The sequence below is a fragment of the Streptomyces sp. 8K308 genome, from assembly GCF_004348315.1.
Taxonomy (GTDB): Bacteria; Actinomycetota; Actinomycetes; order Streptomycetales; family Streptomycetaceae; genus Streptomyces.
The window spans coordinates 1-16,443 of record NZ_SMKC01000138.1 but is presented as its reverse complement, the minus strand read 5'-3'; the positions used below and the strand labels follow the sequence as shown (position 1 = coordinate 16,443).

The 16,443-nt window shown below is 72.8% G+C and carries 13 protein-coding genes; 10 read left to right on the top strand and 3 right to left on the bottom strand.

Annotated elements, in window-relative coordinates; translation table 11 throughout:
* Window positions 1–240: 240 nt before the first annotated feature.
* A complete protein-coding gene (locus E1265_RS19535) occupies window positions 241–1,221 on the top strand; it encodes a LysR family transcriptional regulator (protein WP_132931704.1) in 981 nt (326 codons plus the stop codon).
* Here E1265_RS19535 and E1265_RS19530 read toward each other — a convergent pair.
* Complete coding sequence (locus tag E1265_RS19530) at window positions 1,200–2,276, bottom strand: LuxR C-terminal-related transcriptional regulator (protein WP_243740950.1); 1,077 nt, start codon at window positions 2,274–2,276, stop codon at window positions 1,200–1,202. The genes E1265_RS19535 and E1265_RS19530 overlap by 22 nt on opposite strands.
* Window positions 2,277–2,314: 38 nt before the next feature.
* Entirely contained in the window at window positions 2,315–3,175 is an 861-nt protein-coding gene (locus E1265_RS19525; RefSeq protein WP_243740949.1) for a helix-turn-helix transcriptional regulator, read from the bottom strand.
* A gap of 530 nt (window positions 3,176–3,705) precedes the next feature.
* On the opposite strand from E1265_RS19525, the gene E1265_RS19520 reads away from it, so the two are divergent.
* From E1265_RS19520 to E1265_RS19485, 7 genes are all read left to right on the top strand, one after another.
* Window positions 3,706–5,058: an ATP-grasp domain-containing protein gene (locus E1265_RS19520; RefSeq protein WP_132931699.1), complete on the top strand. Its 1,353-nt coding sequence runs from the start codon at window positions 3,706–3,708 to the stop codon at window positions 5,056–5,058.
* Window positions 5,059–5,137: 79 nt separating this feature from the next.
* Window positions 5,138–6,040, top strand: a complete 903-nt coding sequence (locus E1265_RS19515; protein ID WP_165953808.1) for a DUF1015 family protein — start codon at window positions 5,138–5,140, stop codon at window positions 6,038–6,040.
* Between the two features lie 426 nt (window positions 6,041–6,466).
* Window positions 6,467–7,861 (top strand): nitrate/nitrite transporter, encoded by a 1,395-nt coding sequence (locus tag E1265_RS19510; RefSeq protein ID WP_132931695.1) that lies wholly within the window; start codon window positions 6,467–6,469, stop codon window positions 7,859–7,861.
* A gap of 144 nt (window positions 7,862–8,005) precedes the next feature.
* Window positions 8,006–9,160, top strand: coding sequence for a uroporphyrinogen-III synthase (locus E1265_RS19505; protein WP_165953807.1), 1,155 nt, complete (start codon window positions 8,006–8,008; stop codon window positions 9,158–9,160).
* A 129-nt stretch (window positions 9,161–9,289) separates the two neighbouring features.
* The gene (locus E1265_RS19500; RefSeq protein WP_132931692.1) at window positions 9,290–11,572 is read left to right on the top strand and encodes a PhoH family protein; all 2,283 of its coding nucleotides are present in this window, start codon (window positions 9,290–9,292) and stop codon (window positions 11,570–11,572) included.
* Window positions 11,573–11,873: 301 nt separating this feature from the next.
* Window positions 11,874–13,295, top strand: coding sequence for an NAD-dependent malic enzyme (locus E1265_RS19495; protein WP_132931690.1), 1,422 nt, complete (start codon window positions 11,874–11,876; stop codon window positions 13,293–13,295).
* 288 nt (window positions 13,296–13,583) lie between these two features.
* Complete coding sequence (locus E1265_RS19485; RefSeq protein ID WP_132931688.1) at window positions 13,584–13,865, top strand: HU family DNA-binding protein; 282 nt, start codon at window positions 13,584–13,586, stop codon at window positions 13,863–13,865.
* A 155-nt stretch (window positions 13,866–14,020) separates the two neighbouring features.
* Here E1265_RS19485 and murA read toward each other — a convergent pair whose 3' ends face one another.
* The gene (gene murA / locus E1265_RS19480) at window positions 14,021–15,340 is read right to left on the bottom strand and encodes a UDP-N-acetylglucosamine 1-carboxyvinyltransferase (RefSeq protein WP_132931686.1); all 1,320 of its coding nucleotides are present in this window, start codon (window positions 15,338–15,340) and stop codon (window positions 14,021–14,023) included.
* Between the two features lie 151 nt (window positions 15,341–15,491).
* Here murA and E1265_RS19475 point away from each other — a divergent pair, with 151 nt between their 5' ends.
* Window positions 15,492–16,049 carry a YqgE/AlgH family protein gene (locus tag E1265_RS19475; RefSeq protein WP_165953806.1) on the top strand — a complete coding sequence of 186 codons (558 nt, stop codon included), beginning with the start codon at window positions 15,492–15,494 and terminating at the stop codon, window positions 16,047–16,049.
* Window positions 16,050–16,060: 11 nt separating this feature from the next.
* A complete protein-coding gene (locus tag E1265_RS19470; RefSeq protein WP_132931683.1) occupies window positions 16,061–16,354 on the top strand; it encodes a DUF3039 domain-containing protein in 294 nt (97 codons plus the stop codon).
* Window positions 16,355–16,443: the final 89 nt, after the last annotated feature.

The following is a 16,443-nucleotide window of genomic DNA, read 5'->3' as shown; positions in this document are numbered from 1 at the left end:
GGCTAGGGGCTTGGGCGGCGAAGCCGTGACGTTACGCGCCAGCGGGATCGGCGGCGGGGGGCCGCCACGGCCGAGGGGAGCACGGCGACCAGCGTGCCGCCCGTGAGCGCGAAGCGCATCGGCGGCGGGGGGAGGGGATGCGGCATGTGTCCACCCTCGCCAAGGGTGAGGTGCCGCGTCCAACACCTGATCAGCGCCCATTCACGCGCCTCCGTTGTGAATCGGCTGGGGCGCGTGAGAATGGTCGGCGTGCACCACGAGACCGATCCCCGTCTGCTGCGCGCCTTCGTCACGGTGGCCGAGGAACTGCACTTCACCCGGGCCGCCGGCCGGCTCTTCGTGGCCCAGCAGGCCCTCAGCCGGGACATCAGGCGGCTCGAGCGCGAGTGGGATACGACCCTCTTCGACCGCAGCACCCGGCACGTCGCCCTCACCCGGGAGGGGGAGCGCCTGCTGCCACACGTGCGCCGCGTGCTGGCGGCGTACGACGGTCTTGGCGCCGCCGTGGCGGCCGGCGGCGACCGGCCGCTGGTGGTGGACGTGGCGGCGCGGGTCGCCACCGGGCAGCGGGTGCTGGACGAGGCCCGGCTGATCGCGCCCGAGCTCGAGTTCGTCGCCCGCTACCACAGCGGCCTCGCCAGGGCGGCGGCCGAGATCGCCGACGGCCGGCTCGACGTGTCGTTCGGCCGGGTGGCCGGCCTCGCCCCGACCGTGCGGGCCGGGCTCGCGCACCGGCTGATCCGCTTCGAGCGGGTGGCCGTGCTGCTGCCGGGCGACCACCGGCTCGCCGCGCTGCCCAGGGTGCCGCTCGCTGAGCTCGCCGGCGAGACGCTGTACGCGGCGGCGGGCAACGAGGAGACCACCGAGTGGACCGACTACGCCCGCAGCCTCTTCGCCGGGCGCGGCATCGACCTCGCGCCGCCGTTCCCCAAGATCGAGGGGGAGGCGGAGTTCGGCCGCGTCGTGCGCAGGCAGGGCTGGTCGGTGCTGGCCAGCACCGAGTTCGTCGGCGTCCCGGGGATAGTGCTGCGGCCGCTCGTCGAGCCCGTGCCGCTCTCTCCGGTCTCCATGGTGTGGCGGCGCGGCCCGCGCCACCCGGGGCTCGACGCCCTGACCGCGGCCGCCCGCGACCTGGGCGACCGCGGCTCCTGGCTGGAGCGGCCGGCCGGCTCCTGGCTGCCGGAGGCCGACCGCAGGCTCTACGCCTCCGCCGGGTCCTGAACGGTCAGCCAGCCGAGCTCGGCCGCCCGCACGCCCGCCTGGAAGCGGTTGGTGGCCCCGAGCCGGGTCATCAGCTGCGCCACCGTCCGGCTGACGGACCGCTGGGAGACGCCGAGCCGCAGCGCGATGTCGTCGTTGGTGCGGCCGGTCGCCATGAGCAGCAGCACCTCGCGCTCCATGCCCACGGGCTCGGTGCCGGGCTCCGCCACGTCGGGCTCGATGAAGTCGCGGCCTTCCTCCCAGCACTGCTCGAAGACCTGGCACAGGAAGCTCAGCACCGAGGGGTCGCGGACGATGGCCGCGCCCGCCGCGGTGGCCAGCGGGTCGAGCGGCAGCACCACGCACTCCCGGTCGTAGATCAGCATCCGCGACGGCAGCGTGCCGGTGCTGCGCACCGAGCCGCCGGCGGTCGTCAGCCGCTCCACGTACTGCACGGTGCTCCGGTGGCGGCGGGCGCTGTGCTGGAACAGCGACCGCATCGCGATACCGCGGGACAGCAGCTCCATGTCGAGCGGCAGGGCGGCCCGCACGGCCGCGTCGGTGACGCCGCCGCCCGGCTGCATGGACTCCAACGAGGTGGTGCAGGTGCGGGCCAGGTCGTCGATCACCGCCCGCACGTTCTCGATCCCCTCGACCACCTCGATGCTGCTCTTGGCCGAGCGCATGCTGCGGGCCTCCAGGTAGTCACCGGAGAGCGCGTGCAACTGCTCCCTGGTGGCCGCCATCGCGATCCGCTGCTGGAGGATGTCCCGCTCCAGGGGCGCGAGCAGCGCCTCGGCCGCGCTCTCCGGGCTGATCGCCACCCAACCGCCGCTCGGCGAGCGTTGCAGGAGGCCGAGCTGGGAGAGCTTCTTCTCGGCCTGGCTGACCTGCTTCCGGTCGAGACCGGCCCGGGCCGCCAACTGGCTGACCAGGTCGGTGGGATGGGTGACCCGCAGCTGGTAGACGCGGACGGTCGCCGCGTCGATCTCCTCGTCGTCGCCGAGGACCGCGCCCGCCTCGCCGAGCAGCGCGTCGTCGTCGCCGACGGCGTCGCCGGCCTGTGTGGTGCTCACATCCATCGTCCGCACCCCTTCCCGTCGGAGTGGCCGTGTCAGGACAGCCAGCCGTTGAGCGCGGCCCGCGCGCCCGCCTGGAACCGGCTCTCGGCGCCGAGGCGCTCCATCAGGCGGGCCACGATCCGGCTGACGGACCGGGGCGACATGCCCAACTGGTGGGCGATCGCCTCGTCCTTCTTGCCCGCCGCCATCAGCAGCAGCACCTCCCGCTCGACGCCACCCGGCTCGGGGCCGGTGCGTTGTTCCTCGGCGAAGTCCAACGCCCGGTCCCAGTAGTGTTCGAAAAGCTGCTTGAGGAACTTGAGGACCGCCGGATCGCGCACCAGGGCCGCGCCGCCCGCGGTGTTCAGGGGGTCGAGGGGCAGCACCGCGCAGTCGTCGAAGATGAGCATCCGGGAGGGCAGTGCCGCGATGCTCCGCACCTGGCCGCCCGTGTTGGCCAGGGTCGTGGCGTAGAGCACGGTCGCCCGGTCACGGCGTGCCGAGTGGAGGAAGATCGAGCGCATCCGGATGCCGCGGGCCAGAAGTTCACGGTCCACGGCGAGCGCCGCGCGCACCCCCTCCTCGGTCTGTGCCCCGCCGTACACCAGCGAGTCCAGGGACTTGGTGCAGGTGCGGCCCAGGTCGTCGATCACCGCGCGGATGTTGTCGATTCCCTCGACGATCTCGATGCTGCTCTTGGCCGAGCGCATGCTGCGGGCTTCCAGGTAGTCGCCGGACAGGGCGTGCAGCCTGGCCCTGGTGGCCGCCATCGCGATGCGGCGTTGGAGGATGTCCTGCTCCATCGGGGCGAGCAGCGCGTCCGCCGCGCTCTCCGGGCTGATCGCCACGCGGCCGCCGCTCGGGGACGGCCGCAGCAGGCCAAGCTCGGCGAGCTGGAACTCCGCATCCTTCACCTGCTCTGGTGTAAGACCAGCGCGAACGGCAATCCATTCAACGGAGTTGGTGGGGTGAATCACGCGGAGCCGGTAAACTCGGGCGGCCGCTGCGTCTATTTTGCCGGATTCGCTCACGATCTTCTTCCTCGAACGACATCGGCCAGCCCCTTGGCGTCAACTTGACAGGCGAGATGATGCCACAGCGATTCTATCGACTTCATCGTGAATGCTCGTGAGCATGATTGGGCCAGCATGCCACTCATGTTCGCCTATGTGGACACGGAAGAGGGATCCCGTGAAGAAGTTTGTTCTCAGCGTTCTCGCCGCCCTCGTGGTCGTGGGTGTGTCCGGCGGAGTCGCAGTGGCCCAGGAGTCCGGCGCTGAGGCTACGTCCCCGCAGAGCAGTTCGCAGGGCGCGATCTGGGGCTGATCGGGGGCATCCCGGGCAGTCGGCAACACGATCACGACAGTTGGGCGGATCTGGACGATCCGGATCGGCGCCCTGGACCTCTCAGTCTCGTGGGCAGTGGATCTAAGGAGGCGGCAGCATGACGCCCCAGTCACCAGTGGCCGTTCTGCTCAGCCCGCGCCCCGCGGTGGTTGAGGCGGCCCGTCGGGTCGGCGCCCGGACCCTGGTGCTGGCACCCGACCTGTCGCGACCGGGAGTTCGGGAGGCCGTCGCCCTGGCGGACCAGGCGATCACGGTCGACTGGACCGACCACCCCCAACTGATGATGGCCATCGGTCATCTCACCAACCTTCCGGCCAGGGCGGCTGTGTTCGGCTTCGCCGAGGCCAGCGCCCTGATCGCGGCCCGGGCCAACGAAGCGCTCCGCTTCCCGGGCAACCCCCATGCGGCCGTCGCGTACCTCACGGACAAGGCGGCCCTGCGCGGCAAGGTCAACCAGCTCACCGGTGCCCCCGTCCGGTTCGAGCACTGTGACCGCGCCGCGCATCTGGTGGCCGTCGCCGAGCGCGTCGGCTTCCCGTGCGTGGCCAAGCCGCGCACCGGCTCGGGCGGCCAGGACGTGCATCTGCTGCGCAGCGCGGCGGACGCGTCGGACCTGGCCGCCCAGCTGGCGGGCGAACCTGCCCTGATCGTCGAGGAGTTCCTCGACGGCCCGGAGTTCAGCGTCGAGGCGAACTCGCGGGCAGGCGAGCACACCATCCTGGCCGTCACCAGGAAGTACGGCCCCCGCGACATCGCGGGAGCCGACATCACCGAGCACCAGAGGACGACCGGCTACGACATGCCGGCCGACCTGGACGAGGACACCCGGGAGCGGATCCACCAGCTGGTCGTCGCCACGCTCAACGCGGCGGGGCAGCGCAGCGGGCTCTCGCAGACCGAGGTCATCGTCACCGCGGAGGGGCCGCGGCTCATCGAGTCGCACGCCCACCCGGGAGCCACCGCCGTGCACGACCTGCTGCGGTTGGCCACCGGGATCGACCTGATCGCGCTCAGCGTCGCAAGCGCGCTCGGACTACCGCTGCCGGAGCCCGCCTTCGGCGAGCCGCGGTGGGCCGGCATCCGGTTCCTGCGGCTGCCGTCCGGCCTCCTGGAGGCCGTGGAGGGAGTCGCGGAGGCGCGGGCGCTCGCCGGAGTGCGGGAGCTGGAGATCGCGGTGCCCGTGGGGAGTCATGTTCCGGAGGCCACCAGCCGGGTCGCCGGACATGGCTACGTCACGGCGGTCGCCGACAGCCCTCAGGAGCTGGAGGCGGTGCTGCGCAAGGCGCTCGACACGCTGCGTCCCGTGATGGCGCCGCCGTCGGCACCCGCCGCGGCCCCGGCGCCGCCTGCCGCGCTTTCCGGGGCGATGGCCCGAGAGATCCCACTGGCCGATGTGCCGAGGGAGATGCTGAGGGAGGCAGTGAAGGAGGAGGAGCACACTGCGGCCTGAGCTGTTTCCCGCACTGGTCCCGCCCAGGACCCCGGCCCCACGGACGGACCTCCTCCGGCCTCTTCCGCACACCTACTTCGTGGTGGAACGCCGTGACGCCCTCGGCGCCGTCGAACAACGCGGCGTCTTCGGTGCGTTGGGCCTGCACGGCGTGGAGACCGGGCACGTGCTGCGGCACCAGCAGGTCGCCGAGTCCGCCGTGCGGAACCAGATCCGACTCCTCGAGCAGACCGAGGCGCCGGTCGAGCCGTTACTGCTGGCGGCGACCGACCTCGGGTCGTTCCAGGAGTGCGTGGACGAGACGGTCAAGGGACCGCCGATCCGCGAACTGCCCACCCCGGAGAACGGCGCGCTGCTGCTGTGGGCGTGCGACCCGGCGTGGAGCGATACGCCGCCCGCCCTGCCGCCGGTGCTGCTCGCCGACGGCCACCACCGGCTGGAGGCCGCCAGGCGGCTGCACCGCGCCGAGCCGGGCACGGCGGCCGACCGGCTGCCGGCGCTGGTCGTCGACCACCGCAGGTACCCGCTGACGCTCTCCGCGACCCACCGGGTGGTGCCGGGCCTCGACCTCGGCCGGGCCGTGGCGGCGGCGGCCCGCATCGCGCGGGTCGCCGAACTGCCGCCAGGTGTGCGGCTCGCGCCCCGCAACGGCACCTTCGTGCTGACCGGCGGCGGCCGGGCGTGGGAGGTCTCCGAGGTGTCGCCGGCGACGATGGCCGGCCGGCTGCGGTTCGTGCCGCCGGAGTGGGTGGAACTGCCGGCGGCCATCAGCGACCACGTGCTGATCCCGGCGCTGTGCGAGGACCAGGGGGTGCCGGCGGTGCCGCGCTTCACCGTCGAGGCGCCGGGCTTCGAGGAGGTGGGGCTGATCCTGCCGCCGCCGACGTGGGACCAGATCTGGTCCGGCGCGGCGAGTGGGGCGGGCATGCCGCCGAAATCCACGCACCTGGGCCCGGCGCTGCGGCGCTGGCCCCTCCCGTAGCCCCGGCCCCGCGGCGCGGCCTTCCGCCACCACCGGCCTGATTCCGCGACCGCGGGCTGCGGGCCGGAGGGCGGCGCGGTTTCTCTCCCCACCCACCCTTTCGCCTGGCCAGGCGCGGCCGGCCCGCGCCCGCCGGGCGCGCAGCGCCGCGGGCACCGGCGCGGTGCGCGCGTGCGCGTCAGCGCGGCGTCGGGCGCGGAGCGCCGTGGGCCGCGGCGTGGGTGTGGGAGTGCCCGCCGCAGGCGAGAGGGTGGGGGAGAACGCTCTTAGCTGTGGCTCACCGCGTCGTCGGTGTGCTCGTGAGTGCAAGGTTTCGCACGTGTCACCTCGGGCCACAGCCGCGAAACGCGCGGTACCTACCTTCGGGCAGCACGAGGACCTGTGACCGAGCACCGAGTACAGGGTGCGATGCCCGATGGAGGCGCAATGTCAGCCCCCAAGCCCGTGGCCTCCCGGCGAGGCGGACGCTGGATAGAAGAGTGGGACCCGGAGGACGAGCGCTTCTGGAAGGAGAAGGGGGAGCGGATCGCCCGCCGCAATCTCGTCTTCTCCATCCTCTCCGAGCACATCGGCTTCTCCATCTGGACCCTGTGGTCCGTGCTGGTGCTCTTCATGGGCCCCGAGTACGGCATCGACCCGGCCGGGAAGTTCTTCCTGGTGTCGATGGCCACCCTGGTCGGCTCCGTCGCCCGGGTGCCCTACACCTTCGCCGTCGCGCGGTTCGGCGGCCGTAACTGGACGGTGGTCTCGGCCGCGATGCTGCTGCTGCCAGCCGCCCTCGCGTGGGTGGTGATGGAGCCCGGCACGTCCTACACGACCTTCATGCTGGTGGCCGCCCTCACCGGCGTCGGCGGCGGCAACTTCGCGTCGTCGATGACGAACATCAACTCCTTCTACCCGCTGCGCAAGAAGGGCTGGGCCCTTGGCCTGAACGCCGGCGGCGGCAACATCGGGGTGCCGGTGATCCAGCTGGTCGGACTGCTGGTGATCGCCACCGCGGGCGAGGGCAACCCCCGCGTGCTGCTCGGCGTCTATACGCCGCTGATCGTCGTCGCCGCCACGCTGGCCTGGCGGTACATGGACAATCTGGGCCCGGTGACCAACGACACCGGCGCTGCCAGGGAGTCCGTGCGCGACCGGCACACCTGGATCATGTCGTTCCTCTACATCGGGACGTTCGGCTCGTTCATCGGCTACAGCTTCGCCTTCGGCCTGGTGCTGCAGAACCAGTTCGACCGCACGCCGCTCCAGGCGGCCTCCATCACCTTCATCGGGCCGCTGCTCGGCTCGCTGATCAGGCCGGTCGGCGGCTACTGGGCCGACAGGTTCGGCGGGGCCAGGATCACCCTGTGCACGTTCGCCGGCATGGCGGTCGCCACCGGCGTGGTGCTGGCGGCCTCGGCCGCCGAGTCGCTGCCCATCTTCCTGGTCGGCTTCGTCGGCCTCTTCGTGCTCAGTGGGCTCGGCAACGGCTCGACCTACAAGATGATCCCCGGCATCTACCGGGCCAAGGCCCAGGAGCAGGGGCTCACCGGCGAGGCGGCGGCCGCGTACGCGCGGCGGCTCTCCGGCGCCGCCATCGGCCTGATCGGCGCGGTCGGCGCGCTCGGCGGGCTCGGGATCAACCTGGCGTTCCGGCAGTCGTTCCTCTCCAGCGGGTCCGGATCCGGCGCCTTTGTGACTTTTCTCGCCTTCTACGCGGCGTGCTTCGTGGTTACCTGGGCCGTATACCTGCGCGGCGCGGGGTCGACCCAGGCCGCCGAGGCGGGCGCCGAGAGCGCGGGCAGCGACGACCGGCAGCCCGCCTATGTCGGGGTCTGAAGGGAACCCGGGTGCGGGTCGCCGCGGCGACCCGGTGTAACCCGGGCGAAATCCACCGGAACCGAGCCTGTCACGCTCCGTTGACAGGCTCGGTTCCACGCATCGGAACTCTCGGGGCGGAGCGGATACGGATCGATGGAGCGGATGGCGCAGAAGGAACAGGCGGGGCGTGAGATCCGGCCACTCGAAGGCTTCACCGTGGGGGTCACCGCGGCCCGCCGGGCCGAGGAGCTCGGCGCGCTGCTGCGCCGGCGCGGCGCCGAGGTGCTGCACGCGCCGGCGCTGCGCATCGTGCCGTTGGCCGACGACGACGAGCTGCTCGCCGCCACCCGCGAGCTGATCGCCCACGCCCCCGACATCGTCGTGGCCACCACCGCGATCGGCTTCCGCGGCTGGGTGGAGGCCGCCGACGGCTGGGGGATGGGCGAGGAGCTGCTGCGCACCCTCGGCGCCGGCGAGCTGCTGGCCCGCGGTCCCAAGGTGCGCGGCGCCATCCGGGCCGCGGGTCTCACCGAGGCGTGGTCGCCGGCCTCAGAGTCCATGGCCGAGGTGCTGCAGCGGCTGCTCGACGAGGGCGTCGCCGACCGGCGGGTCGCCCTCCAGCTGCACGGCGAGCCGCTGCCCGGCTTCATCGAGGCGCTGCGCGAGGCCGGCGCCGAGGTCGTCGACGTGCCGGTGTACCGCTGGATGCCACCGGAGGACATCGGCCCCGTCGACCGGTTGATCGACACGGTGCTGGCCGGCGGCCTCGACGCCGTCACCTTCACCAGCGCCCCGGCCGCCGTCTCGCTGCTGCGCCGGGCCGAGGAGCGCGGGGTGCTCGACCCGCTGGTCGCCGCGTTCCAGAAGCGGGTGCTGCCGGCCTGTGTCGGGCCCGTCACCGCGCTGCCGCTCCAGGCCCACGACGTGCCGACGCAGGCGCCGGAGCGCTTCCGGCTCGGCCCGCTCGTCCAGCTGCTCTGCAACGAGCTGCCGGCCCGCGCCCGCCCGCTGCCGGTCGCGGGGCGCCGGGTCGAGATCCGCGGTCACGCGGTGGTGGTCGACGGCGAGCTACGGCCAGTCGCTCCGGCCGGCATGGCCATGCTGCGGGTGCTGGCTCGCCGCCCCGGCTGGGTCGTCTCCCGCGCCGAGCTGCTGCGCGCGCTGCCCGGCGCCGGGCGGGACGAGCACGCCGTGGAGACCGCCATGGCCAGGCTGCGGACGGCGCTCGGCGCGCCGAGCCTCATCCAGACCGTCGTCAAGCGCGGCTACCGACTCGCCCTCGATCCGACGCTCGACGGCCACAAGTACGGCGAGTGACGACGGTCGGACGGCCCGCCCCCGGCCGTCCGACCTGTGGCACATGCCGCACGCACGGGCCCGGATGGGCGTACGGTGGAACGCCTTCCAGCCCAGCAGAGCCGACAGCCGAAGAGGGGGGACCGCGCCATGGACGTGCGGGAACGCGAGATCCGGGACGAGCAGCGACACCTGGACACCGTGTACCGGCGGCTGACGGAGAAGATCCACGAGGCCGAGTTCCTGATGGCCGACGCGGCCAACCGGGTGCAGGTCGGCACCCCGGGGGCGCTCGCCGAGCGCGACGCCCAGGTCTTCCAGGCGGGGCTCCACCTCTCCCGGCTGAACAACGAGTTCGAGGACTTCCTGTTCGGCCGGATCGACCTGCTGCCCGGCAAGGACGGGGTGCGCGGCCCGGACGGCGCCTACACCTCGGTCGAGCCGGCCGACGACGCGATCGGCGAGGAGGACGGCACGCCCGTCGCGGAGATCGCCGAGACCCTGCACATCGGGCGGCTCGGCGTGCTCGACGCCGACTACGTGCCGCTGGTCATCGACTGGCGGGCGCCGGCCGCCGCCCCCTTCTACCGGGCCACGCCCGTCGCCCCCGGCCGGGTGGTGCGGCGCCGGGTGATCCGCAGCCGGGGCCGCCGGGTGCTGGGCGTCGAGGACGACCTGCTCCGCCCCGAGCTGCGCACCCTGCTGTCTGGCACCGAGCTGCCGGTGGTCGGCGACGGCGCGCTGATGGCCGCCCTCGGCCGGGCCAGGGGGCGGCGGATGAGCGACATCGTCGCCTCCATCCAGGCCGAGCAGGACGAGGTGATCAGGGCGCCGGTCACCGCGGTCACCGAGGTCACCGGCGGCCCGGGCACCGGGAAGACCGCGGTGGCGCTGCACCGCGCCGCCTACCTGCTCTACCAGAACCGGCGGCGGTACGCGGGCGGCATCCTGGTGGTCAGCCCGACGCCGCTGCTGGTCTCGTACACGGAGGGCGTGCTGCCGTCGCTCGGCGAGGAGGGCCAGGTCGCGATCCGGGCGCTTGGCTCGCTGATCGAGGGCGCCGAGGCCGACTCCTACGACGAGCCGGCCGTCGCCAGGATCAAGGGCTCGGCCGCCATGGCGCGGGTGCTGGCCCGCGCGGCGCGCGGCGCGATCGACGCGCAGGGCGCGCCCGACCGGCTGCGGGTTGTCGCCTTCGGTCGCCGCGTCGAACTGGACGGCGAGGAACTGGCCGGGGTGCGGCAGCAGGCCCTCGGCGGAACCGCCCCCGTCAACCTGCTGCGGCCGCGCGCCCGCCGGCTGCTGCTCGACGCGCTGTGGCGGAAGTCGGGCGCGCCCGAGCGCTACCAGGACCCGGGGCTCGCGGCCGAGGCCCGCGAGGCGTTCAACGAGGACATCGCGGACGAGGAGGCGTTCACCGACTTCCTGGCCGCCTGGTGGCCCGAGGTCACCCCGCTCCAGGTGCTCACGGCCATGGCCGACGAGCAGCGCCTGGCCCGCTGGGCCCGCCGGATCCTGCGCCCGCGCGAGGTGCGGCAGCTGGCGCGCGCCCTGCGTCGGGTCACGCCGGCGGGCACCGGTCTCTCCGCGCACGACGTGGCGCTCCTCGACGAGCTACGGGTGCTGCTCGGCACCCCGACCAGACCGGCGGCGCCCCGCGAGGTCGACGTGCTCGACCAGCTCACCGGGCTCGCCGAGCTCACCACCTACGCGGAGCGGACCGCGCCGAACGGCCGGGAGCGGTTGGCCGGTCCCGAGGGCGCGGAGCGTCTCGACTACGCGCACGTGATCGTCGACGAGGCGCAGGACCTCACGCCGATGCAGTGGCGGATGGTGGGGCGGCGCGGGGCGCAAGCCACCTGGACCATCGTGGGCGACCCGGCGCAGTCCTCGTGGCCCGACCCGGCCGAGGCCGCGGCCGAGCGTGACCGGGCGCTCGGGCGGCGGATGCGGCGCCGCTTCGAGCTGACGGTCAACTACCGCAACCCGGCCGAGATCGCCCGGGTCGCCGGCGGCGTGCTGTCTCGGGCCATGCCGGGCGCGGTTCCGCCGCGCGCGGTGCGGGAGACCGGGACCGAGCCGCGGTTCGCCACGGTGGGGTCGGCGGGCGCGCTGCGGGAGGCGGCGCGGGCCGAGGCGGGCCGGCTGCTGGCCGAGGTGCCCGGCACGGTCGGCGTGGTGGTGGCGATGCGGCGCCGCGCGGAGGTCGCGGGCTGGCTGGCCGACCTGCCGGAGGCCGGGGAGCGGCTGATGGTGCTCGGCAGCCTGGAGGCGAAGGGCCTGGAGTACGACGCCACGCTGGTGCTTGCCCCGGCCGAGATCGCCGACGAGTCCTCCGCCGGACTCCGGGTGCTCTACGTCGCGCTCACCCGGGCCACCCAGCGCCTCACGGTCCTCGCCACGGCCGACGACACGACCGTCCCCGTGGGCTGACCAGGGCGAAGTTCCGCACTTGCACCGGGCGGGGACGCGTGCGGTAGCCTAAAAGTGGCGTCGGCCCGTTCCATGCCCCCGGGCCCAACCATTGTCGCTACGAGCGACCACTTGCCGCGAGGCGAGCTGGCGGGTCGGCGCCCCTGACTCCCCCTCCTTCTTTCCACACCGTTTCCATGCCTGTGACGCTTTGCTGTTACGGTCATATCGGTCCCGCGCCCTGGGTTTCACCGAGGAGCGACGCTCTCGTAAGGTGACAGCACTTCGGGGGCGGTTTTCAGGAAAGCGAAGGAAGTCGGCGATGGCAACGGCGCCCAGTGTCTCGTACTCGATGACGGTCCGTCTCGAGGTTCCGGCCAGCGGTACGGCGGTCAGTCAGCTCACCACCGTGGTCGAGTCGTCGGGCGGCTCGGTGACCGGCCTGGACGTCACCGCGTCCGGCCACGAGAAGCTCCGCATCGACGTGACCATCGCGGCCAGTTCCACCGCGCACGCCGACGAGATCGTCCAGAAGCTGCGCGGCATCGAGGGCGTGGCGCTCGGGAAGGTCTCTGACCGCACCTTCCTGATGCACCTCGGCGGCAAGATCGAGATGAAGTCGAAGCATCCGATTCGCAATCGCGACGACCTCTCGATGATTTACACGCCGGGTGTGGCCCGCGTCTGCACACAGATCGCGGCCAACCCGGAGGACGCCAGGCGACTGACCATCAAACGCAACAGCGTGGCCGTCGTCACCGACGGCTCTGCGGTGCTCGGCCTCGGCAACATCGGCCCGCACGCCGCGCTGCCGGTGATGGAGGGCAAGGCCGCCCTCTTCAAGCGGTTCGCCGGCATCGACGCCTGGCCGCTGTGTCTCGACACCCAGGACACCGACGCGATCGTTGAGATCGTCAAGGCCATCGCGCCCGGCTTCGCCGGCATCAACCTGGAGGACATCTCCGCGCCGCGCTGCTTCGAGATCGAGGCGCGGCTGCGCGAGGCCCTGGACATCCCGGTGTTCCACGACGACCAGCACGGCACCGCCATCGTCGTGCTGGCCGCGCTCACCAACGCGCTGCGCGTGGTCGGCAAGGAACTCGGCAACGTACGGGTCGTCATGTCCGGCGCCGGCGCGGCCGGCACGGCGATCCTGAAGCTGCTGATCGAGGCCGGCGTCAAGCACGCCGTGGTGGCGGACATCCACGGTGTGGTGCACGCGGACCGCGCGGACCTGGTGGACGCCGACGGCGACTCCCCGCTGCGTTGGATCGCGGACAACACCAACCCGGAGGGCGTCACCGGCACCCTCAAGGAGGCCATCGTCGGCGCGGACGTCTTCATCGGCGTCTCGGCGCCCGACGTGCTCGCCGCCGAGGACGTGGCGGCGATGGCGAACGACGCGATCGTGTTCGCGCTCGCGAATCCGGACCCGGAGATCGACCCGGCCATCGCCCGCCAGACGGCCGCCGTGGTGGCCACGGGCCGCTCCGACTTCCCCAACCAGATCAACAACGTGCTGGTGTTCCCAGGTGTGTTCCGCGGCCTGCTCGACGCCCAGTCGCGGACCGTCGACCTCTCGATGATGCTGGCCGCGGCCCGCGCGCTGGCCGACGTGGTGGGCGAGGACGAACTCAACGCCAACTACATCGTCCCCAGCGTCTTCAACGAGAAGGTCTCGGGCGCGGTCGCCGACGCCGTCCGCGAGGCGGCCCATGGGGCCGCGTCCCCCGCCGGCGCCTAGCCGCCGGGGGCGCCGCGCGGCGGCGAGTCGGTTGCCCGACCTCCACAGCCGCCCCTTAGGGTGACGGGAGAGGCGAGCCACGGGACCGTCGTGGCGACGGGCGATCAGCGCCCTTCGTGTGACCCCGCGGGCGCCGGATTGGCCTTCTCGCCTCCCGTGGGGGCAGGATGCGTATCCGGGCGCGAGGGGCCCGGAAGTCAGACCCTGGTCCGGGGCTGTCAGTGGGCCCTGGCAGCATCGGCTTCGATCTCACGCCTCATTGGCAAGATGAACACGGGAGTACGAAATATGAACCGCAGTGAGCTGGTGGCCAGTCTGGCCGACCGCGCCGGGGTGACGCGAAAGGACGCCGACGCCGTGCTGGGTGCCTTCGCCGAGACCGTCGGCGAGATCGTTGCCAAGGGGGACGAGAAGGTCACCATTCCCGGCTTCCTGACCTTCGAGCGCACCCACCGTGCCGCCCGCACCGCGCGCAACCCGCAGACCGGGGAGCCGATCCAGATCCCGGCCGGCTACAGCGTCAAGGTGTCCGCGGGCTCCAAGCTGAAGGAGGCCGCCCGGGGGAAATGACCCCGCGGTGAACACGTTGCTGGGGTGGCCCGTCAAGGGCCACCCCTCTCGTGTCGTCCGGGCGCGTCACCGGTGAGTTGGCCGGCGCGTCGACCAACTCGGCGCCGTACGGCGCCGAGTCGCGCTCACCGGACGACGCCCACCGGCAGGTGGCCTCAGGCGCGCTCCACTTTGGCGCCCAGGTCCTCAAGCTTGTTGACGAAGTTCTCGTAGCCGCGGTTGATCAGCCCGATGCCGTGCACCCGCGAGGTGCCCTGCGCGGCCAGCGCCGCGATCAGGTACGAGAAGCCGCCCCGCAGGTCGGGGATGACCAGGTCGGCGCCCTGCAGCGTGGTCGGTCCCGAGACCACCGCCGAGTGCAGGAAGTTCCGCTGGCCGAAGCGGCAGGAGGCGCCGCCCAGGCACTCGCGGTAGAGCTGGATGTGCGCGCCCATCTGGTTGAGGGCGCTGGTGAAGCCGAGCCGGGACTCGTAGACCGTCTCGTGCACGATGGAGAGGCCCGACGCCTGGGTGAGCGCCACCACCAGCGGCTGCTGCCAGTCCGTCTGGAAGCCCGGGTGCACGTCCGTCTCGATGGCGATCGCGTTGAGCGGGCCGCCGGGGTGCCAGAAGCGGATGCCGACGTCGTCCACCTCGAAGGCGCCGCCGACCTTCCGGTACACGTTGAGGAACGTCATCATCTCCCGCTGGCTGGCGCCGTGCACGTAGACGCTGCCCTTGGTGGCCAGCGCCGCGCTCGCCCACGACGCGGCCTCCAGGCGGTCGGGGAGCGCCCGGTGCGTGTACCCGCCGAGCCGGTCGACGCCGGTGATCCGGATGGTCCGGTCGGTGTCCAACGAGATGATCGCGCCCATCTTCTGCAACACGCAGATCAGGTCCTCGATCTCCGGCTCGACCGCCGCGTTCGACAGCTCCGTGACGCCCTCGGCGAGCACCGCCGTCAGCAGCACCTGCTCGGTGGAGCCCACCGAGGGGTAGGGCAGCCGGATCTTGCAGCCGCGCAGCCCCTTGGGCGCCTCCAGGTACTGGCCGTCGGCGCGCTTCTCGATCGTCGCGCCGAAGCTGCGCAACACGTCGAAGTGGAAGTCAACCGGCCGACCGCCGATGTCACAGCCGCCGAGGCCCGGGATGAACGCGTGCCCGAGCCGGTGCAGCAGCGGGCCGCAGAACAGGATCGGGATGCGCGAGGAGCCGGCGTGCGCGTCGATGTCCGCCACGTTGGCGCTCTCCACGTGCGAGGGGTCGAGCACCAGCTCGCCTGGCTCCTCGCCGCTGCGCACGGTCACCCCGTGCAGCTGCAGCAGGCCGCGCACCACGCGCACGTCGCGGATGTCGGGCACGTTCCGCAGCCGGCTCGGCGCGCTGCCGAGCAGCGCGGCGACCATCGCCTTGGGCACGAGGTTCTTCGCCCCGCGGACCCTGATCTCCCCCTCGATAGGGGTGCCGCCGTGAACAATCAGTACGTCGTCGGTCATCGAACTCGAGATCCCTACGGGTCGGTGCGGGGGCCACCGCCCTTCGACGGCGACCGCATGGGAATGCCAGTGAGCCATGCTATGACCGCCGGCGCCGCGGGCTGGCGGACGGCACTCCCCAGCGCCCACCCGATGCGGAATCATGGGGGCCATGACCGAGGCGTCCTCGCTCACCGGGCGGCTGTTGGTGGCCACCCCGGCCCTGTCCGATCCCAACTTCGACCGCTCCGTGGTGCTGCTTCTCGACCACGACCGGGAGGGGGCGCTCGGCGTGGTGCTGAACCGTCCGACGCCGGTGGGCGTCTCCGAGGTGCTCGAGCCGTGGGCCTCGCTCGCCGGGGAGCCCGGAGTGGTCTTCCAGGGCGGCCCCGTGGCGCTCGACGCGGCGCTGGCGATCGCCGTGGTGCCGGGCACCGGGCCGCTGGGCTGGCGCCGGGTGCACGGCTCGATCGGCCTGGTCGACCTGGAGGCGCCGCCCGAGGTGCTGGCGGCCGAGGTCGGCAGCCTGCGGATCTTCGCCGGATACGCCGGCTGGGGCCCCGGGCAGCTGGAGCGCGAGCTGGACGAGGGCGCCTGGTACGTCGTGGACTCGGAGCCGGGGGACGTCTCGGTGCCCGAGCCCGAGCGGCTGTGGCGTGCCGTGCTGCGCCGGCAGCGCGGCAGCCTGGCGCTGCTCGCGACATACCCGGACGACCCGTCGCTCAATTAGGCTTGTGACTCATGAGCACTCTCGAGCCCGAGCGCGGAGCGGGCACCGGCACCCTCGTCGAGCCCACCCCGCAGACGACGCACGGCGATGGCGACCACGAGCGCTACGCCCACTACGTCCAGAAGGACAAGATCATGGCGAGCGCGCTCGACGGTACCCCCGTCGTCGCGCTCTGCGGCAAGGTCTGGGTGCCGGGCCGGGACCCGAAGAAGTACCCGGTGTGCCCCACCTGCAAGGAGATCTACGAGTCGATGGGCTCGTTCGGCGGCGGCAAGGACGGCAAGGGCGGCAACGGCGGCAAGTAGCCCCGACCGCCCCGCCGGCTCCGTCCCGCCCGCACCCCGGACCGCCCGGTCGTCAGGGCCGTCCGGGGCCTCGTCATGCCGCCTCGTGG